Source organism: Paraburkholderia lebeckiae (genome assembly GCF_050436225.1).
Taxonomy (GTDB): domain Bacteria; phylum Pseudomonadota; class Gammaproteobacteria; order Burkholderiales; family Burkholderiaceae; genus Paraburkholderia; species Paraburkholderia tuberum.
Genome location: NZ_JBNDLU010000002.1, coordinates 1844142 through 1862142, shown reverse-complemented (window position 1 = coordinate 1862142; position 18001 = coordinate 1844142). Strand labels below are relative to the sequence as shown.

Below are 18001 nucleotides of genomic sequence, written 5' to 3'. Positions count from 1 at the left end.
CAGTCGGTTACAAAATTTACCCGCGGCGTGGCGCGACGTAAAGTATGCGCGTTTAGACTGCTTTACTGAATGCGGCTGTTCGGTGGATACTTCACTCGACAAAACTCTCGCACCCGGCTGTTACCGGGGTTTGTATACGCATCTGAGGTAGCCGGTTGCCGCGCCACGAAGGGAACAACATGAAGGGAGGGGTTTGGCCAAACGTGCGCCTGAGCGTGATTGCACTGGCGGTTGCCGGTACGCTCGCAGGCACACTGGGCCCGACGCTCGCCCATGCGCAGCCGTCCGCGGATAGAACGGCGAGCGAGCATGCGCCCCGCTCGGGCAATGGCAGAACCAGCCGCCACAACCCGGGCATCGATCACCCTGCCTCTGACGCGATGCTCCGCACCGCGGTTCCCCCCGATCTCGATCAACGTCGCCGCGACGGGCATATGACGCCCGAAGAGCGTCGGCTGTTACGGCAGCACATCGAAGACGCCGTGCGCGAGTTGTACAAGCGTTAATCCCAGCGCGCGCATCTCCGCGTGAAAAATCCCGTTGTATCTTCAGCGTCCACTTTCTGATCCGCTGCTCCGTTGAGTCGCCAGCAGCGGCGCGTTTTTGTGCGCTTCTTCGTGCATATAGGCGCCTCGGCTCACGATGTCACGCCACTCACGAGTGCGCGCAGCGAAGCGATATCGCGACCTCCCGACTCGGTATTCGAGCCGATCCCAACGCGCGCCGAGCGCAACGCATGGACGCCGGATCAGCGTCACGAGCAACAAAAGCTGCTGGGACAGCGTTACGAACTTTTACGAGCATGGTGGGTGCGCGATCCGGCGATGCTGCTGTGCCTCGACGATGGGTCCAATCGCACGGGCAAGCCCAACGAAAATTTCGCGCGCGAAGTGATGGAGCTGTTCACGCTCGGCGAGGGGCGCTATACGCAGCGCAACGTTGTCGAGGCCGCACGCGCCTACACCGGCTGGAGTCTCGATCCCGATATGCAGGCATACGTGTGGCGCGCGGCCCGAGACCGCGACGTTCGTCACGACGAAGCTTTGGCGCGAGTTCATCTTCGACACGCTGGACCCGGCACGCCTCGAGCCGATCGCCGCGCAGTTTCGCACGAGCGGTTATGACATCGAGCTGACGCTGCGCGTGCAGGGCGGTTTGTTTGGCGTGCCGCCGATGCTTGCGCGGCTCGACGCCAGCTTTATGCGACGGTGCTCGGGCCCTGGTGGGGGTTGGACGCGCCTGCGATTCTGCAGCAGCGGTTCGAGCCGCTGCCGTTGCTGCGGGCGTGAGCGCTGGGCGCGAATCGACGCGCCCGGCGCTCAAGCTACTTCGCGCGCCAGGCGATCCATAGCTTGCGGATCGGCGTCAACGCGATGCGTTGATGCAGCACGTGATAACCGTCGCGCTCGATTTCATCGAGCAACGCCAATGCGAGCGCCGCGAGCGCGAGCAGCGTGCGCTGCGCGCGCCGCGCGCTGGCGGGCACCGCGGCGAGCGCGGTCTGCACCGCGTCGCGCGCGCGATGCGTTTCGAACCGCATCAGCTCGGTGAAAGCGTCGGTGTATTTGCGATTGATCAGATCGGCGGCGGTGACGTTGTAGCGTTGCATCTCGTCGATCGGAACGTAGATGCGGCCGTGCCGGGCATCGTTGCCGGTTTCGGCGACGAACTGCGCGAGCATCAGCGCCTCGCCGAGCGGAGCGGCCCACGCCGACGCTTGCGCGGCATCGTCGGCCGATCCGGTTGCAGCCGCGCGCGACACCAGCGACGCAAAATTGCCACCGACACCATGCACATAGCGCCGCAGGTTCGGATAGTCGAGATAGCGTGCCTGGTCGAGATCCATCTCGAAGCCCGCGAGCAGTTCCTGCAGAGCCGGATATTCGGCCTGCGCGTCGGGCAGATAGGCCGCGAGTGCCTTGGACACCGGATGCGACGGCGAGCCCGCGGCCAGCGCGGCGATTTCTTTCTGCCACCACGCGAGCTTCGTGCGGCCGACTGCGGGATCGCTCGTCTCCTTGACCGTTTCCTCGAACTCGCGACGCAATGCGAAGAGCGCCGTCAACAGCGGCTGACTGGCGGCGCGCGCTTGGCGAAGCGCATAGTAGGTGCTCGATCCTGGGGGCGCCGCTTTCTGCTGGCAATAGTCGTCGAAATTCACGGGATGAGAGTGTGGGGAAGGACTGGCGAGAAGGGCGCCGACGTCCGTCGCGGCGCCCCTCTCGACGAGCCGAAAATTGTAGCATCGGCGTCGCGCGCGCAGATACCGCCGGGTGCAGACAAGCGCGAATCAATCAGTTAGAATCTCGCGCTTACGCTTTCGGGCACGTTTCGGGCACGTGTTAGGCTCGCCTGGAAGTGCACAGGACAATCGGGCGCGACGCATCGCGGCGTACCCGGCTGCGAGGGTGGCGAAATTGGTAGACGCACCAGGTTTAGGTCCTGACGCCCGCAAGGGTGTAGGGGTTCGAGTCCCCTCCCTCGCACCACTGATTGGTAGTCAAGAAAAACCCCGTCAAGTCTTTGGACCGACGGGGTTTTTTCTTTTTTGCGCGGTCCTCTGAAAGACCTCAGTGTTGCTCCGCTGCCTTTCATTACGACCGTGCGACTCAGGCGCCCGGCGTTCGCGGCGCTTCCTCCGAGCCCGGCAATTCCGCTTGCGCGGCGCCTTCGAGGAAACGGCGCGTCGACTCAAACGCCTGCAGCATCTGGTCCGGCCACGGCGTTTGCAGCATCACCGCCTGATGATTTTCAAATGCCGACGACAGCAGTTTCGCCAGTTCCGGCGAACGAAGATGACGCAGCACGACGCTGACCGCGATCGCGGTCGCCTGGCTCGCGCCGGCGGTCTGGAGTTCCGACGCGGTGAGTGCCGCGATCTGTTTGTTGATGTCCACTGAAGCGTCCCCGGATGAAAAAGAGGGTGAAGGCGCGTTGGCCGAGGCTCAATTCTGACACGCGCCGCCCAATGCCGTGAAACGGCGCTTTTCAAACACGGCCGGTTCGCCGCGCGCTATCGCTCCCGCGCGTTCATGGCACGGATCACCTTGTCGAGCGCCGCGCCGAACGCGGCCCTTTCTTCGTCGTCGAGGCAGTCGAACATATCGACGTTCCACTTGCGCGCGATCGGCATCACTTTGCGATACAGCGCGCGGCCTTCCTGCGTCAGCGAGACCAGCACGACGCGGCCGTCCGCGGCGCTCGATTCGCGCTGCACGAGTCCCTGACGGATCAGCGCTTCGGCCGCGCGACTCGCCTGGCTTTTGTCGAGATTGGCATGGCGTGCCAACTCCATGATCGAGAACGGTCCGAACGATCCCACCGACGCAATCACCCGCGCTTCGGGCAGCGTCACGTCGAGCTTCGCCGCGTAGCGCGCGCTGATGCCGCGCTCGGCCAGTTTGTTCAGTACATGCAGACGATACGTGAGGAACTGCTCGAGCCCGGCTTTGGCGGAGTCCTTCATGGTCATCCCGTGATGAGTGGAACGGTCGTGGCGCTGTGATTGTTGGGGGCAACCGTTTCGCGGGTCAACGCACGCCGTATTTCAGGCGCGTCAGCTGCTCGGCTTCGTTGGCGAGCAGGCGCGCCGCGTCGCGAATTGCGACGTCGAGCGTGATCGGCCCCGGCGCCGGAGAAAAGCAGCCGCTGAAGTATTCGGCAAGACGCGGCAGCGCGGCGGGGTCAATCGCGCCGGACAGCAGCGTGGCGGGCACGCCCGCGGCGCGCGCGTGCGCGCACGCGACGAATGGCGCCTTGCCGTGCAGCGTCTGTACGTCGGAACGGCCTTCACCGGTGATCAGCCAGTCGGCGCCCGCGAGCGCGGCGTCGAGGCCGATTTGCCGCGCGACGGTTTCCGCGCCGGGCTCGAACTGCGCGCCGAGCATGTGCAATGCGAAGCCGAGGCCGCCCGCCGCGCCCGCGCCCGGCAGGTCACGCGCCGTGCGGCCGAGTGCGGCTTCGAGCAGATCGGCGAAGCGCGCGAGCGCCGCGTCGATCGGTGCGACCTGTTCGGGCTTCACGCCTTTTTGCGGACCGAAGATCGCGGTCGCGCCGTGCTCGCCGGTCAACGGATTGTCGACGTCCGACATGCCGACGAACTGCGTGTCGGCAAGCCGCGCGTCGAGGAGCGACGCATCGACCCGCGCCACGCGCGCAAGCTGCTCGGGTGTGCCTTCGAGTACGTTGCCTTGCGCGTCGAACAGTTGCAAGCCGAGGCCGGTCAGCAGGCCGGCGCCGCCGTCGTTCGTACTGCTGCCGCCGAGCGCGACGAAAAAGCGCCGCACGCCGGCATCGAGCAGCGCGCGAATCGCTTCGCCCATGCCGCGCGTACTGCGCGCCTCGACCGGCAGGCCCATGCCGGTGGTGTCCGTAATGCCGACGATTTCCGCCGTTTCGATGATGGCGCTGCCGTCCGTGAGCAGGCCTGTCAGCGCTGCGCGCGTCGGACCGGCCGCGCCGCGCACGCTAAGCGTGCGGCGCTCGCCGCCGCTGGTGAGCATTGCGTCGAGCGTGCCTTCGCCGCCGTCGGCCATCGGACAGATGCGCACGCTGGCGTCGGGGCGTGCGCGCTGGATGCCGGATGCGATCGCCTGCGCGACTTGTTCCGCGCTGAGCGAGCCTTTGAATGAATCGGGAGCGATGACGACGACAGGCGAGGGCGACGAATTCGGCATGGTGTCTCTGGGACGTTTGAGTCGTTGTAAGCAGTTGCTGGAGCGGATGAAGCGACCGGCGGAGGCGGCCCGACCGAGTGCGTTAGCTTATCAGCATGGGGGCGTCGGATGAATATGTCGAAAGGCATAGGCGGGATCGCCGCCATGACGCTCGCACTCGCTGTGTCGAAACTAACCGAAAATGGCCCTCAAAACGCCCGGAATGCAGGGAAAACTCGATGCAATCATCGAATCCCGGCTAGGCGCGCAAATAGTTTGCTAAAATATTTGGCTCTTTGGACTCAACCGTGCTGCCGACGGCCTGCAAGCCCGCGGCGCAGGTGCGTGATCGATGCAATCGGCGCAAATCGATGCGAAGCGACATCGACGGGCAGCACGGAGAAGATAACTGATTCGCTCGAATAATTTTAGGACGATTGAAGCCATGGCTAACGTTGTTGAAAACCTCGGCAAGCTCGAACGCCGCGTGACGATTTCCCTGCCGAAGGATGCCGTGCAGAAGGAAGTGGATTCGCGTATCCGTCAACTCGCGAAGAACGTGCGCATGCCGGGTTTCCGCCCGGGCAAGGTGCCGCTCAAGATGGTGACGCAACAGTATTCGGGCCAGGTGGAAGCCGAAGTGCTGAGCGACAAGGTCGGCAAGGAATTTTTCGACATCAGCCGCACCGAAAACCTGCGTGTCGCGGGTCAGCCGAGCTTCGCGCCGAAGACCGACGCTGCTGAAGGCAGCTACGCGTTCGACGCGACCTTCGAGGTGTATCCGGAAGTGAAGCTGGGCGACGTCGCCACGGCTGAAATCGAGCGCACCATGACCAGCATCAGCGAAGCGGAAATCGACCGCACGCTGGACATCCTGCGCAAACAGCGCGTGCACTTCCACGCTCGCGGCGAGGCAGGCGAGCACGGCGACGGCGGCGCGGACACGGCCGCCAAAGACGGCGACCGCGTGACGGTCGACTTCGTCGGCAAGATCGACGGTGAAGCATTCCAGGGCGGTAGCGCCGAAGACTTCGGCTTCATCCTCGGCGAAGGCCGCATGTTGCCGGAATTCGAAAAAGCGGCGCTCGGCTTGAAGGTCGGCGAAGCGAAGGAATTCGATCTGAAGTTCCCGGACGACTACCATGGCAAGGAAGTGGCGGGCAAGACGGCGCAATTCACGATCACGATGAAGAAGATCGAATGGCCGCATCTGCCGGAAGTCGACGGCGAATTCGCGAAAACGCTCGGCATCGAAGACGGCGATCTGACCAAGATGCGCGCTGAAATCAAGGACAACCTCGAGCGCGAAGCGAAGCGCCGCACGCAAGCCATCGTCAAGAACCAGGTGATGGACGCACTGCTGAAAATCTCGGAGCTCGACGTCCCGAACGCGCTGATCGAGCAGGATCAGGAGCGCCTCGTCGTGATGGCTCGCCAGGATCTGGAACAGCGCGGCGTGCCGAACGCGAAGGACGCGCCGATCCCGGCCGCGATGTTCAAGGAGCAGGCCGAACGCCGCGTCAAGCTGGGTCTCGTGCTGGCCGAGCTCGTGAAGGCGAACGAACTGCAGGCGAAGCCGGAGCAGATCCGTGCCGAAGTCGATGAATTCGCGAAAAGCTACGAAGACCCGAAGGAAGTCGTCCGCTGGTATTATTCCAACCAGCAACGTCTTGCTGAAATGGAAGCGTATGTCGTTGAAGCCAACGTCGTCGACTTCGTCCTCAGCAAGGCCAAGGTGACGGACAAGGAAGTGAGCTTCGAGGAACTGGCAAGCGCAACGGCGCAAGCGTAAGCGTCGCTGGAACGGCGTGCCGGCTGTCGGAGCGACCGACGGCCCGCACGCCGTTTTTTTGTGCCATGAATCTGTGTGACGTACCGGATCCGGTCGTGCGGCGCACAAGAAGACGGCACTTGAATACGGGCTCGTCGCACCAACCTGTGTCCAGCAGCTAATATTCAGAATATTTCCAGACAAGGATCCATTGCATGACCTTTCGCGCCCAAATGCTGGACACGTTGACCTCCCAGTCGTCCCGGGATCTCGAAGCGCAGGCACTCGGTCTGGTGCCGATCGTCGTGGAAACGAGCGGCCGGGGCGAGCGCTCCTATGATATTTATTCGCGTCTGCTGAAGGAACGCATCGTGTTCCTCGTGGGCGAAGTGAACGACCAGACGGCCAATCTGGTGGTTGCGCAGATGCTGTTTCTCGAAAGCGAGAATCCGGACAAGGACATCTACTTCTACATCAACAGCCCGGGCGGCTCCGTGTCTGCCGGTATGGCGATCTACGATACGATGCAGTTCATCAAGCCGGACGTCTCGACGCTGTGCATGGGGCTTGCGGCGAGCATGGGCGCGTTCCTGCTCGCGGCCGGTGCGAAGGGCAAGCGTTTCGCGCTGCCGAATTCGCGCGTGATGATTCATCAGCCGCTCGGCGGCGCGCGCGGCCAGGCATCGGACATTGAAATCCAGGCGCGTGAAATCCTGTACCTGAAGGATCGGTTGAATCATCTGCTCGCGCACCACACCGGTCAGCCCGTCGAACGTATCGCGCGTGACACCGATCGTGACAATTTCATGTCCGGCGATGACGCGCAGGCGTACGGCCTCGTCGACCAGGTGGCGCACAAGCGTCCCTGATCTGGTACGGTTTTGCCTGCTGTTTTGCCCACTGTTGCGGCAAAACCGTCTTCGGGTCGGTTGTGAATGTTCAACTTCCGTCCGGGCGTCTGCGGCAAGCGCCGTTATCGTGCTCACTAGCCCTGCCGCGCCCAAACTGCGTGGTGGGGGCAAACGGCGTATTATGTAATCCGGTGTCCGGAGGCTCACACATCTATGGCGGACAAGAAAGGTTCTAACAGCGAAAAGCTGTTGTATTGCTCGTTTTGCGGCAAGAGCCAGCATGAGGTCAAGAAACTGATTGCTGGCCCGTCGGTATTCATCTGCGATGAATGTATCGATCTGTGCAACGAAATCATTCGTGACGAGGCTGCAGGTGCGGGCATCGAGGCCGGCTTGTCCAAGTCCGATCTGCCGACCCCGCAGGAAATCCGCGAAATTCTCGACCAGTACGTGATCGGTCAGGAGCGCGCGAAAAAGATCCTCGCGGTCGCGGTCTACAACCACTACAAGCGCCTCAAGCATCTCGACAAGAAGGATGAAATCGAGCTGTCCAAGAGCAACATCCTGCTGATCGGCCCGACCGGCTCCGGCAAGACGCTGCTTGCGCAGACGCTCGCTCGCCTTCTGAACGTGCCGTTCGTCATTGCCGACGCGACCACGCTGACGGAAGCCGGCTATGTCGGCGAAGACGTCGAGAACATCATTCAGAAGCTGCTGCAGAATTGTAATTATGAGGTGGACAAGGCCCAGCGCGGCATTGTCTACATCGACGAAATCGACAAGATCAGTCGCAAATCCGACAACCCGTCCATCACACGCGACGTGTCGGGCGAGGGTGTGCAGCAGGCTCTGCTGAAACTGGTCGAAGGCACGATGGCGTCGGTGCCGCCGCAAGGTGGCCGTAAGCATCCGAACCAGGACTTCATCCAGGTCGATACAACCAACATCCTGTTCATCTGCGGCGGTGCGTTCGACGGCCTCGAGAAGGTCATCGTCGATCGCACCGAGAAGACCGGCATCGGTTTCGGCGCGAGCGTGAAGAGCAAGCAGGACCGCGACGCCGGCGAAGTGCTGCGCGAAGTCGAGCCGGAAGATCTGATCAAATTCGGCCTGATTCCGGAACTGATCGGCCGTCTGCCGGTGGTCGCCACGCTCGGCAAGCTCGACGAAGCGGCGCTGATGAAGATTCTCGTTGAACCGAAGAACGCGCTGGTCAAGCAGTATCACAAGCTGTTCAGCATGGAGCGCGTCGAGCTCGAAATCCGTCCGGCCGCGTTGCAGGCCGTGGCGCGCAAGGCGATCCGCCGCAAGACGGGCGCGCGGGGCCTGCGTTCGATTCTGGAACAGGCATTGCTCGAGGTGATGTACGACCTTCCGCAAATGAAAGGTGTCAGCAAGGTCATCATCGACGACAACGTTATCGACGGCGACGGCAAACCGCTGCTGATCTACGAAGACGCGCCAAAGGTCGCGGGTTCGAACTGATCGGCTTTCGAGTTGTGCAAAAAGGCCGTTCATGGCGACGTGAACGGCTTTTTCGTTTATCGTGTGGTCAGGCTGGTTGTTCTCAACTATGGAGTCACTAAACCTTCGGAGTCACTGAACTTTTCCCACACGCGGAGGCTTGCAATATTTTCTGCTGGCCTCACCTATCGAACGAACTGATTCCACTCATGGGGAAATGAAATGTCAGGAACCCAACTCCTCCCGCCGGAACGCATTACGCTGCCGCTGCTCCCGCTGCGCGACGTAGTCGTTTTCCCGCACATGGTGATTCCGCTCTTCGTAGGCCGCCCGAAGTCGATCAAGGCTCTCGAAGCAGCAATGGAAGGCGGCAAGCACATCATGCTCGTCGCCCAGAAGACGGCTGCGAAAGATGAGCCGACCGAAAAGGACATGTACGAAGTAGGGTGTATCGCCAACATCCTGCAGATGCTGAAGCTGCCCGACGGTACCGTGAAGGTGCTCGTCGAAGGCTTGCAGCGCGCGAAGACGCTTTCCATCGAAGAACAGGAAACGCAGTTCTCGTGCGAAGTCATGCCGCTCGAACCTGACCACGCCGACAGCGCTGAAACCGAAGCGCTGCGTCGCGCGATCGTGTCGCAGTTCGACCAGTATGTGAAGCTGAACAAGAAGATCCCGCCGGAGATCCTGACCTCGCTGTCGGGTATCGACGAGGCAGGGCGTCTCGCCGACACGATCGCGGCGCATTTGCCGCTCAAGCTCGACCAGAAGCAACACATCCTCGAGATGTTCCCGGTGATCGAGCGGCTGGAGCATCTGCTCGCGCAACTCGAAGCCGAGATCGACATCCTGCAGGTCGAAAAGCGTATCCGCGGGCGCGTGAAGCGTCAGATGGAGAAGAGTCAGCGCGAGTACTACCTGAACGAACAGGTCAAGGCGATCCAGAAGGAACTCGGCGAAGGCGAAGAAGGTGCGGATCTCGAAGAACTCGAGAAGCGCATCACGGCCGCCCGCATGCCGAAGGAAGCGAAGAAGAAGGCCGACGCCGAGCTGAAGAAGCTCAAGCTGATGTCGCCGATGTCGGCGGAAGCGACGGTCGTGCGCAACTACATCGACACGCTGATCGGCTTGCCGTGGCGCAAGAAGAGCAAGGTCAACAACGACCTGTCGAATGCGGAGCGCGTGCTCGACGAAGACCACTTCGGTCTCGAGAAGGTGAAGGAACGCATTCTCGAGTATCTCGCGGTCCAGCAACGTGTCGACAAGGTCAAGGCGCCGATCCTATGCCTCGTGGGGCCCCCGGGCGTTGGTAAGACTTCGCTCGGTCAGTCGATCGCGCGCGCGACGAACCGCAAGTTCGTGCGCATGGCATTGGGCGGCGTGCGTGACGAAGCCGAGATTCGTGGCCACCGTCGCACGTACATCGGTTCGATGCCGGGCAAGATTCTGCAAAGCCTGACCAAGGTCGGCGTGCGCAATCCGCTCTTCCTGCTCGACGAAGTCGACAAGATGGGTCAGGATTTCCGCGGCGATCCGTCGTCGGCCCTGCTGGAAGTGCTCGATCCGGAACAGAACCACACGTTCGCCGACCACTACGTCGAAGTCGACTTCGATCTGTCGGACGTGATGTTCGTGGCGACGTCGAACTCGCTGAACATTCCGCCGCCGCTGCTCGACCGGATGGAAGTGATTCGTCTGTCCGGTTATACGGAAGACGAGAAGGTCAGCATCGCGCAGCGTTATCTGCTGCCGAAGCAGAAGAAGAACAACGGCCTCAAGGATGGCGAGGTCGATGTGACGGAAACTGCGATCCGCGACATCATTCGTTACTACACGCGCGAAGCGGGCGTCCGCTCGCTCGAGCGTGAAATTTCGAAGATTTGCCGCAAGGTCGTGAAGATGCTTCTGCTGAAGAAGGCGGAAGGCGCGGTGAAGGTCGACGGCAGCAACCTCGACACGTTCCTCGGCGTGCGCAAGTACGACTTCGGTCTGGCCGCGAAGGAAAATCAGGTGGGCCAGGTCACGGGTCTCGCGTGGACTGAAGTGGGCGGCGATCTGCTGACCATCGAAGCCGCGGTGATGCCGGGCAAGGGCAACGTGATCCGCACGGGTTCGCTCGGCGACGTGATGAAGGAATCCGTCGAAGCGGCGCGCTCGGTCGTGCGCTCGCGTTCGCGTCGTCTTGGCATCAAGGACGAAGCGTTCGAGAAGCAGGACATTCACATCCACGTGCCGGAAGGCGCGACGCCGAAAGATGGTCCTTCGGCTGGTATCGCGATGACGACCGCGCTGGTGTCGGTGTTGACCGGTATTCCGGTGCGCGCCGATGTCGCGATGACGGGCGAAATCACGCTGCGTGGCGAAGTTCTGCCGATCGGCGGCCTGAAGGAAAAGCTGCTGGCGGCGCATCGCGGTGGCATCAAGCTGGTGCTGATTCCGGAAGAAAACGTCAAGGACTTGACGGAGATTCCGGACAACGTGAAGAACGCGATCGAAATCGTGCCGGTCCGCTGGATCGACAAGGTGCTCGAACTTGCGCTCGAACGTGTACCGCAGGCGTTACCGGAAGAAGAACCGAAGCCCTCGGCGCCGGTTGGGGCTGAGCCGGGCAAGGATGCCGCGACGGACGTCGTCAAGCACTAAGATTCAATGCGCATCAGAATGCGCTGAAGCCAAAGCATTCGCAGCGGTGTCGTTCGCTGAAGCAGAAAACCCGCGGTCAAGAGCCGCGGGTTTTTTTTGCCCGCGCGGCTTCGTCGCCAGGCTGCATCGCCAGTCTTTCCGCTGCAACATACTGTGACAAAAGCGCCCCTCTAAAATACGCCGATCAGGCTCAACCCCGGTTGACACAGGGGTTTCGGCCGTTTCTAATGAGGCGGCCTGGCGTTCGCGCCGGCCGCGTGGCGGGAGGTGCTGGAAAGCACTGTCACGATTGCCAATAAACATTCACGGGGGTTTGAATGAACAAGACGGAATTGATCGATCACATCGCACAGCAAGCCGACATTTCGAAGGCCGCGGCGGGCCGTGCGCTCGATGCAGTCATCGCGGGCGTCAAAAACACGTTGAAGAAGGGCGGATCTGTGACGTTGGTCGGCTTTGGCACGTTCGCGGTCGGCAAGCGCACCGCGCGCACCGGACGCAATCCGCGCACGGGCGCCGCGATCAAAATCAAGGCAGCAAAGGTTCCTAAATTTAGGCCTGGCAAAGCTCTGAAGGATGCGCTAAACTAATGGGCTCGCTGCTTGAGGAATTACTTAACCCGACTGCATGAACGATTCACGGGGAGGGCAGCGGCAAGGCAGAAAACACATCAAGCACTGAATCACGAAACGGGTGCTTAGCTCAGTTGGTAGAGCGGCGCCCTTACAAGGCGTAGGTCGGGAGTTCGAGCCTCTCAGCACCCACCAGTTTCAGATTCGGCTGCGGTGTTTCCAGTCGCAAAAGTGCAGTATAAGGAGTGGTAGTTCAGTCGGTTAGAATACCGGCCTGTCACGCCGGGGGTCGCGGGTTCGAGTCCCGTCCACTCCGCCAGTATCCACGAAAGGCGAACTCCGGTTCGCCTTTTTTGTTGCCCGCTGTTGTAAGATCGGGCGTTCTGTTTTTGGCACCCCTCACGCATGCTCGATTTTTTCCGCAATCACCAGCGCCTGATGATGTTCATGCTCATCCTCGTCATTTTGCCGGGGTTGGGTTTCGTGGGTATTCAGGGCTTCCGCGGCTTCTTTGACGAAAGTGCAAACGTCGCGAGTGTCAACGGTCACAAGATCACCCGTGTCGAATACGACAACGCGATGCGCCAGCAGATCGACCGCGGGCGTCAGATGCTCGGCGCGAAGTTCGACATGAAGTCGTTCGACACGCCGGAGCGCCGTCGCCAGATGCTCGACGGCATGATCGAACAGCGTGTGCTTGCCGACGAAACGCAGCGTCTGCATCTGAGCGCATCGGACGAAGCGGTGCGCCGCGCTCTGCTGTCCGATCCGGTGATCTCGTCGCTGAAGAATCCCGACGGGTCGATCGACCTCGACCGCTACAAGCAACTGCTCGCGATGCAGGGCATGACGCCCGATCAGTACGACGAGCGCGTGCGCTACAACCTCGCTATGCAACAACTGCCCGAGAGCATCGAGGCGAGCGCGTTCACGTCGAAGACGCTCGCGCAGCACTTGACCGAGCTCGCGCAGCAGCAGCGTGAAGTGCAGGGCATCGCGTTCCATCCGCACGATTACGCGGCGAAGATCCAGCCGACCGATGCGCAACTGCAAGCGTACTATGACGCGCATCGCAACGACTTCGCGACGCCCGCTACGGCGACGATCCAATACCTGATGATGTCGCCAGCCACGCTGAGCGCATCGGTGCAGCCGAGCGACGCGGACCTGAAGAAGTACTACGACGACAACATCGCCCACTTCCGCACCGAAGGCGAAGTGCGCGCAAGCCATATCCTGATCGCGGCACCGAAGGACGCGAGCGCGGCCGACAAGGCCAAAGCGAAGCAGAAGGCTGAGGAGTTGCTCGCGCAGCTCAAGGCGCATCCGGACCAGTTCGCGCAGATCGCGCAGCAGAACTCGCAGGATCCGGGTTCGGCATCGAAGGGCGGCGATCTCGGTTACTTCGGCCGCGGCATGATCGCGGGCGGCCAGGCGTTCGACGACGCGGTGTTCGCGCTGAAGAAGGACGAAATCAGCGGCATCGTCCAGACCGACTTCGGTTTCCACATCATCAAGGTCACCGATGTAAAGCCGGCGGTCACGAAGTCGTTCGACGAAGTGAAGGACCAGATCGCGAGGGAGCTGAAGACGCAACTGGCGAGCAAGGCGTTCACCGACAGCTCGGAAGGTTTCACGTCGCTCGTCTATGAAAAGGCCAAGAGCCTGCAGCCGGCCGCTGACAAATTCAAGCTGCAGATCCAGACCGCGACGGTCACGCCGCAGCCGGATCCGAAGCTGCCGCCCGACAGCCCGCTGAACAACCCGAAGTTCCTCGCAGCCGTGTTCGCGAACGACGCGGTATCGGCGCACAACAATACGCAGGCCATCGACGTCGGCAACAACACGCTGATCGCCGCGCGCGTGACCGACTACAAGCCCGCTGCCGTGCCCGCATTCGACGCGGTGAAGGACGCGGTGCGTCAGAGGGTGATCGCCGTGCAGGCGAACGAAGCAGCGCACAAAGACGGCGTCGCGAAGCTGGCCGAGTTCGAGAAGTCGAAGGCGACCGCCGGTTTCTCGTCGCCGCTGAAGGTGTCGCGCAATGACGCGCAGGGCGTGCCGCCTGCCGCGCTGAGCGCAATCTACAAGGTCGATGCGCAAAAGTTGCCAGCCTACGTCGGTGTCGATCTCGGCGACGATGGCTATGCGATCTATCGCGTGAACCAGATCGTGCAGCCCGCGGCCACCGACGCGCAGCATCTCGCTGTCGCGCAGCAGCAGATCGCGCAGGTGGACGCGCAGTCGCAGGCCGAAGCCTATCTGAAAGCGCTGCGCGAGCGCTCGAAGGTGAAGTTCTACGGTACGCTCGACAGCGCCGCCCAGCCGGCCGATCAGTAAGCCGCAGTAAGCATTACCTGCTCGTCCAAAAGAAAGCCCCGCATTTGCGGGGTTTTTTTATCTACAGCCAGGTGGCAGCTTTACAGACAGCCGCTGATCGCGCCGGTGGCGTTGCCACCGCCAGCGCCGCCGGCGCGAAAGCCGACCCACGTGCCCTTGCCGCTATACGAAGGACGGACCACCGCGGCCGCGCCGTTGGGCGGCTGCTGGCCCGGGACGTAGACGTCCATGGCCTGATCGTTGGCGAGCGTGTTTTGCGAGATCACCTGTTGTTGCGAACTATCCGCCCATTTCTGCGCGATGCAGGTTGCGACGGCGCGAGGCGGCTGCTGGCTTTGACCCACCGACTGAACGCCGGCCGGCGGTTGAGCCGCGCAGGCCGAGATGGCAACGGTCAAAGCGATTAACGGTAAATATTTCAACGTTATCTCCTCAGAAGTCGCTCAAGAATGAGCCGGGTGGCAGGGATTGCCCATCTGTCGAACGGCTCGGCGATCCGTGTTCCCCAGGTTCCGGAAACAAGTCGTTAGCAGGTCTTTCAGTGCGGCGAACTTGTGCGAAGAAGTGGCTTGACAGTGGGCCACACGTTGTTGAGTAGCAGCGGCTGTGCCTGCTGCGTCGGGTGGAGCTGATCGGCCTGGAACATGTCCGGTTTATCCGCGATGCCGGCGAGAAGAAACGGCACGAGCGGCACATGGAACTCCTTCGACAGCTGGCCGTAGAGGTCGTGGAACTTTTGCGTATAGTCGGGGCCGTAATTGGGCGGCACGTACATGCCGACGAGCACGACCTTCGCGTGGCCTTGCTGCGCCTGTTCGATGATCGTGCGCAGGTTGTCCTCGGTCGTCGAGAGCGGCACGCCGCGCAACGCGTCGTTGGCGCCGAGCTCGACGATCACGATGCTCGGCTTGAGCCGTTCCATCAGCGCGGGCAGACGCGCGCGTCCGCCGCTTGTCGTGTCGCCGCTGATGCTCGCATTGGCGACGCTATAATCGATGCGCTCTTCGGCCAGACGCTGACGCATCAACGCGACCCAGCCCGTATCGCGGGGCAGCCCGTACTCAGCGGAGATGCTGTCGCCGAGCACGACGATCACCGGCTTCGCGGGTTCGGGCGTATTCGCCGCGTGAGCCCTCAACGGTAACGAAACCAGCGCGGCGGCCATCATGGTCGCGCCGAATGCCGCAGACAGCGCCGCGGCGCGAGGGGCGATGGCGCGCACTTTCAACCTACGCTTCACCATGCCAAACAGAACTGATCCAGTCATTGAAGTGCGGGGCTTGTGCAAGAGGGTTAAGGATGCTGCAGGCGAACTGACGATTCTCGATGACATCGATCTTGCCATCGATGCCGGCAGCAGCGTCGCCATCGTCGGTGCATCCGGGTCGGGCAAGTCTACGCTGCTCGGCTTGCTCGCGGGATTGGACAGCGCGAGCGCGGGCTCGGTTCGGCTGCTCGGTCGCGAACTCGGCGAACTCGACGAAGACGGCCGCGCCGCGTTGCGCAGCGGCGCGGTCGGCTTCGTGTTCCAGTCGTTTCAGTTGATGCCGCATCTGACCGCGCTCGAAAACGTCACGTTGCCGCTCGAACTGCAAGGCGGCATCGGCACACGCGAGGCCGCCGCGCGTGCGCGTGAACTGCTCGAACAGGTTGGGCTCGGGCAGCGTACAGGTCATTATCCGAAGCTGCTGTCGGGCGGCGAGCAGCAGCGCGTCGCGCTCGCGCGCGCGTTCGTCACGCGCCCGGCGATTCTGTTCGCCGACGAACCCACCGGCAGTCTCGACGCGGCCACCGGCCACGCGGTGATCGATCTGATGTTCGAGATGAATCGCGCGCACGGCGCGACGCTCGTGCTCGTGACACACGACATCGAACTCGCGCGGCGTTGCGATACGACGGTGACGATCGAAGCGGGGCGGCTCGCTTGATGGTCTGGCGGATTGCGGGCTTGCGCTCGCGTTCCTCGAGCATGTCGTCGTCGTAGTAAAAACAAAGCGGGCCGTAGCCCGCATTGTTCTGTTTATGGCGCGTTATCGTGCGCTCCAGACTTCCATTCAGCGCTTCAACGCGGCCCGGGCCCGCGCGATCAGCGCCGACGTCGATGAGTCATGCTTCTTCACGTCGGCACTCGCCGCGCCCAGATCGGCCTCGACCACCTTGCCGAGAATCTTGCCGAGTTCGACGCCCCACTGATCGAACGGGTTGATGTTCCACACCGACGCCTGCACCAGCACCTTGTGCTCGTAAAGCGCGATCAACGCGCCGAGCGTGCGCGCGGTCAACGCGTCGAGCAGCAGCGTCGCGGTGGGACGGTTGCCGGGGAACGTCAGGTGCGGTGCGAGTTCCGGCTTGTCGGGGCCGGCCACTTTCTTCGCTTCCTCGAGCGTGCGACCCAGCATCAACGCTTCGCTCTGCGCGAAGCAGTTCGCGAGCAGCTTCGGATGATGGCTCGTGAGCGGATGCTCGGGCGTCAGCACCGCGATGAAATCGATCGGCACGATCGTCGGGCCCTGGTGCAGCATCTGGAAAAACGCGTGCTGACCGTTCGTGCCCGGCTCGCCCCACGTGACTGCGGAAGTCGCATAGTCGACGAACGCGCCGTCGAGACGCGCGGACTTGCCATTGCTCTCCATTTCGAGCTGCTGCAGATACGACGGCAGGAAATGCAGCGCCTGCGAATACGGCGCGACCAGATAGCTCTGCGAGCCGAAGAAGTTGCGATACCAGATGCCGATCATGCCGAGCAGCACCGGCAGGTTCCTGTCGAGCGGCGCGGAGCGGAAGTGCAGGTCCATCTCGTTGGCGCCGGCGAGCAGCTCGTCGAACTGTTGCGGACCTACCGCGATGATGATCGACAGACCGACGGCCGACCACAGCGAGTAGCGTCCGCCGACCCAGTCCCACATCGAGAACACGTTCTCTTGCGCGATGCCGAACTTGACGACTTCCGCCGTATTGGCCGACACACCGACGAAGTGCTTCGCCAGCGCGCTTTCCGGGCAGCCTTTCTGGATGAAAAAGTCGCGCAGCGAGCGCGCGTTGGTCATCGTCTCCAGCGTCGTGAAAGTCTTCGACACGATGATCGCGAGCGTCTCTTCGGGATCGATCTGCTGCATCACGTTGTACAGATCGGCGCCGTCCACGTTCGACACGAAGTGTGTCGAGATCTCTGGCGTCGCGAGATGATGCAACGCGTGCACGACCATCTTCGGCCCTAGATCCGAGCCGCCGATGCCGATGTTCACGACATGACGGATCCGCTTGCCGGTATAGCCGGTCCATGCGCCGCTGCGGACCTGCTCGGCGAACGCGGCCATTTTCTTGCGCTCGGCCTGCACTTCGGCGAAGAACGGCGCCTTCGGGTCGGTTGCGCGCAATGCCGTGTGCAGCGCGGCGCGGCCTTCGGTCGGGTTGACGACCTCGCCCGCGAACATCGCGTCGCGGCGCTTTTCGACGCCGGCTTCGCGGGCGAGTTGCACGAGGAGTTGCAGGGTTTCGTCGGTGATGCGGTGCTTCGAGAAATCGGCTGAGAGACCGCCGCCCGCGAACGTGAAGCGTTCGGCGCGCGTGGGAGCGGGATCGTTCTCGGGGGCGAACCAGTCGCGCAGATGCGCATCGCGAATCGTGTCGTAATGCGTCTGCAGCGAGGACCAGGAGGGGAGCGAGTTCTGGGTCATAGCGTCCGTCTAACCAAGGGGCACGAAG

15 protein-coding genes, 3 tRNA genes and 2 pseudogenes are annotated in these 18001 nt (G+C 62.3%); 13 read left to right on the top strand and 7 right to left on the bottom strand.

Features of this window, described 5'->3' with window-relative positions:
- Positions 1–179 precede the first annotated feature (179 nt).
- From OKW45_RS23195 to OKW45_RS23185, 3 genes and pseudogenes are all read left to right on the top strand, one after another.
- The gene (locus tag OKW45_RS23195) at positions 180–506 is read left to right on the top strand and encodes a hypothetical protein (RefSeq protein ID WP_429471376.1); all 327 of its coding nucleotides are present in this window, start codon (positions 180–182) and stop codon (positions 504–506) included.
- 99 nt (positions 507–605) lie between these two features.
- Positions 606–1083, top strand: a pseudogene (locus OKW45_RS23190) (DUF1800 family protein); the annotation flags it as partial.
- Positions 1084–1140: 57 nt separating this feature from the next.
- Positions 1141–1289: pseudogene (locus OKW45_RS23185) on the top strand (DUF1501 domain-containing protein); the annotation flags it as partial.
- 35 nt (positions 1290–1324) lie between these two features.
- Here OKW45_RS23185 and OKW45_RS23180 read toward each other — a convergent pair.
- Positions 1325–2161, bottom strand: coding sequence for a squalene/phytoene synthase family protein (locus OKW45_RS23180; RefSeq protein ID WP_429471374.1), 837 nt, complete (start codon positions 2159–2161; stop codon positions 1325–1327).
- 241 nt (positions 2162–2402) lie between these two features.
- Between OKW45_RS23180 and OKW45_RS23175 the strand changes: the two genes are divergently transcribed.
- Positions 2403–2489 (top strand) — tRNA-Leu (locus OKW45_RS23175).
- Between the two features lie 120 nt (positions 2490–2609).
- Here OKW45_RS23175 and OKW45_RS23170 read toward each other — a convergent pair.
- The 3 genes from OKW45_RS23170 to OKW45_RS23160 all read right to left on the bottom strand — a co-directional run bounded on the left by OKW45_RS23170 (position 2610) and on the right by OKW45_RS23160 (position 4676).
- Positions 2610–2897 carry a hypothetical protein gene (locus OKW45_RS23170; RefSeq protein WP_018418083.1) on the bottom strand — a complete coding sequence of 96 codons (288 nt, stop codon included), beginning with the start codon at positions 2895–2897 and terminating at the stop codon, positions 2610–2612.
- A 116-nt stretch (positions 2898–3013) separates the two neighbouring features.
- Positions 3014–3466 (bottom strand): MarR family winged helix-turn-helix transcriptional regulator, encoded by a 453-nt coding sequence (locus tag OKW45_RS23165; RefSeq protein WP_429471372.1) that lies wholly within the window; start codon positions 3464–3466, stop codon positions 3014–3016.
- A gap of 64 nt (positions 3467–3530) precedes the next feature.
- Positions 3531–4676 (bottom strand): glycerate kinase, encoded by a 1146-nt coding sequence (locus OKW45_RS23160; RefSeq protein WP_429471370.1) that lies wholly within the window; start codon positions 4674–4676, stop codon positions 3531–3533.
- A gap of 424 nt (positions 4677–5100) precedes the next feature.
- Between OKW45_RS23160 and tig the strand changes: the two genes are divergently transcribed.
- The 8 genes from tig to OKW45_RS23120 all read left to right on the top strand — a co-directional run bounded on the left by tig (position 5101) and on the right by OKW45_RS23120 (position 14296).
- Positions 5101–6447, top strand: a complete 1347-nt coding sequence (gene tig / locus OKW45_RS23155) for a trigger factor (protein ID WP_018418080.1) — start codon at positions 5101–5103, stop codon at positions 6445–6447.
- Positions 6448–6641: 194 nt separating this feature from the next.
- The gene (gene clpP / locus OKW45_RS23150; protein WP_013089401.1) at positions 6642–7295 is read left to right on the top strand and encodes an ATP-dependent Clp endopeptidase proteolytic subunit ClpP; all 654 of its coding nucleotides are present in this window, start codon (positions 6642–6644) and stop codon (positions 7293–7295) included.
- 195 nt (positions 7296–7490) lie between these two features.
- On the top strand, positions 7491–8762 hold the full coding sequence (gene clpX, locus OKW45_RS23145; protein WP_018418079.1) for an ATP-dependent Clp protease ATP-binding subunit ClpX: 1272 nt from the start codon (positions 7491–7493) through the stop codon (positions 8760–8762).
- A gap of 201 nt (positions 8763–8963) precedes the next feature.
- Entirely contained in the window at positions 8964–11384 is a 2421-nt protein-coding gene (lon, locus tag OKW45_RS23140; protein ID WP_018418078.1) for an endopeptidase La, read from the top strand.
- A 317-nt stretch (positions 11385–11701) separates the two neighbouring features.
- Positions 11702–11974, top strand: coding sequence for an HU family DNA-binding protein (locus tag OKW45_RS23135; protein ID WP_018418077.1), 273 nt, complete (start codon positions 11702–11704; stop codon positions 11972–11974).
- Positions 11975–12075: 101 nt separating this feature from the next.
- A tRNA-Val gene (locus tag OKW45_RS23130) sits at positions 12076–12151 on the top strand.
- A gap of 47 nt (positions 12152–12198) precedes the next feature.
- A tRNA-Asp gene (locus OKW45_RS23125) sits at positions 12199–12275 on the top strand.
- Positions 12276–12361: 86 nt separating this feature from the next.
- Positions 12362–14296 (top strand): SurA N-terminal domain-containing protein, encoded by a 1935-nt coding sequence (locus OKW45_RS23120; RefSeq protein WP_429471368.1) that lies wholly within the window; start codon positions 12362–12364, stop codon positions 14294–14296.
- An 80-nt stretch (positions 14297–14376) separates the two neighbouring features.
- Here the strand turns inward: OKW45_RS23120 and OKW45_RS23115 are convergent, their stop codons facing one another.
- Positions 14377–14718 (bottom strand): hypothetical protein, encoded by a 342-nt coding sequence (locus OKW45_RS23115; protein WP_429471367.1) that lies wholly within the window; start codon positions 14716–14718, stop codon positions 14377–14379.
- Positions 14719–14834: 116 nt separating this feature from the next.
- Positions 14835–15539 carry an arylesterase gene (locus OKW45_RS23110; RefSeq protein WP_429471365.1) on the bottom strand — a complete coding sequence of 235 codons (705 nt, stop codon included), beginning with the start codon at positions 15537–15539 and terminating at the stop codon, positions 14835–14837.
- Here OKW45_RS23110 and OKW45_RS23105 point away from each other — a divergent pair.
- Complete coding sequence (locus OKW45_RS23105) at positions 15538–16224, top strand: ABC transporter ATP-binding protein (protein WP_026225394.1); 687 nt, start codon at positions 15538–15540, stop codon at positions 16222–16224. The genes OKW45_RS23110 and OKW45_RS23105 overlap by 2 nt on opposite strands.
- A 126-nt stretch (positions 16225–16350) precedes the next feature.
- Here OKW45_RS23105 and pgi read toward each other — a convergent pair whose 3' ends face one another.
- Positions 16351–17973, bottom strand: a complete 1623-nt coding sequence (pgi, locus tag OKW45_RS23100; RefSeq protein ID WP_429471363.1) for a glucose-6-phosphate isomerase — start codon at positions 17971–17973, stop codon at positions 16351–16353.
- Positions 17974–18001: the final 28 nt, after the last annotated feature.

Bases quoted from the DNA above. Each gene is read 5' to 3' on its own strand.
- OKW45_RS23195 (WP_429471376.1), top strand. From the start codon at position 180: ATGAAGGGAGGGGTTTGGCCAAACGTGCGCCTGAGCGTGATTGCACTG.
- OKW45_RS23165 (WP_429471372.1), bottom strand. From the start codon at position 3,466: ATGAAGGACTCCGCCAAAGCCGGGCTCGAGCAGTTCCTCACGTATCGT.
- OKW45_RS23160 (WP_429471370.1), bottom strand. From the start codon at position 4,676: ATGCCGAATTCGTCGCCCTCGCCTGTCGTCGTCATCGCTCCCGATTCA.
- tig (WP_018418080.1), top strand. From the start codon at position 5,101: ATGGCTAACGTTGTTGAAAACCTCGGCAAGCTCGAACGCCGCGTGACG.
- clpP (WP_013089401.1), top strand. From the start codon at position 6,642: ATGACCTTTCGCGCCCAAATGCTGGACACGTTGACCTCCCAGTCGTCC.
- clpX (WP_018418079.1), top strand. From the start codon at position 7,491: ATGGCGGACAAGAAAGGTTCTAACAGCGAAAAGCTGTTGTATTGCTCG.
- lon (WP_018418078.1), top strand. From the start codon at position 8,964: ATGTCAGGAACCCAACTCCTCCCGCCGGAACGCATTACGCTGCCGCTG.
- OKW45_RS23135 (WP_018418077.1), top strand. From the start codon at position 11,702: ATGAACAAGACGGAATTGATCGATCACATCGCACAGCAAGCCGACATT.
- OKW45_RS23120 (WP_429471368.1), top strand. From the start codon at position 12,362: ATGCTCGATTTTTTCCGCAATCACCAGCGCCTGATGATGTTCATGCTC.
- OKW45_RS23105 (WP_026225394.1), top strand. From the start codon at position 15,538: ATGCCAAACAGAACTGATCCAGTCATTGAAGTGCGGGGCTTGTGCAAG.
- OKW45_RS23110 (WP_429471365.1), bottom strand. From the start codon at position 15,539: ATGGTGAAGCGTAGGTTGAAAGTGCGCGCCATCGCCCCTCGCGCCGCG.
- pgi (WP_429471363.1), bottom strand. From the start codon at position 17,973: ATGACCCAGAACTCGCTCCCCTCCTGGTCCTCGCTGCAGACGCATTAC.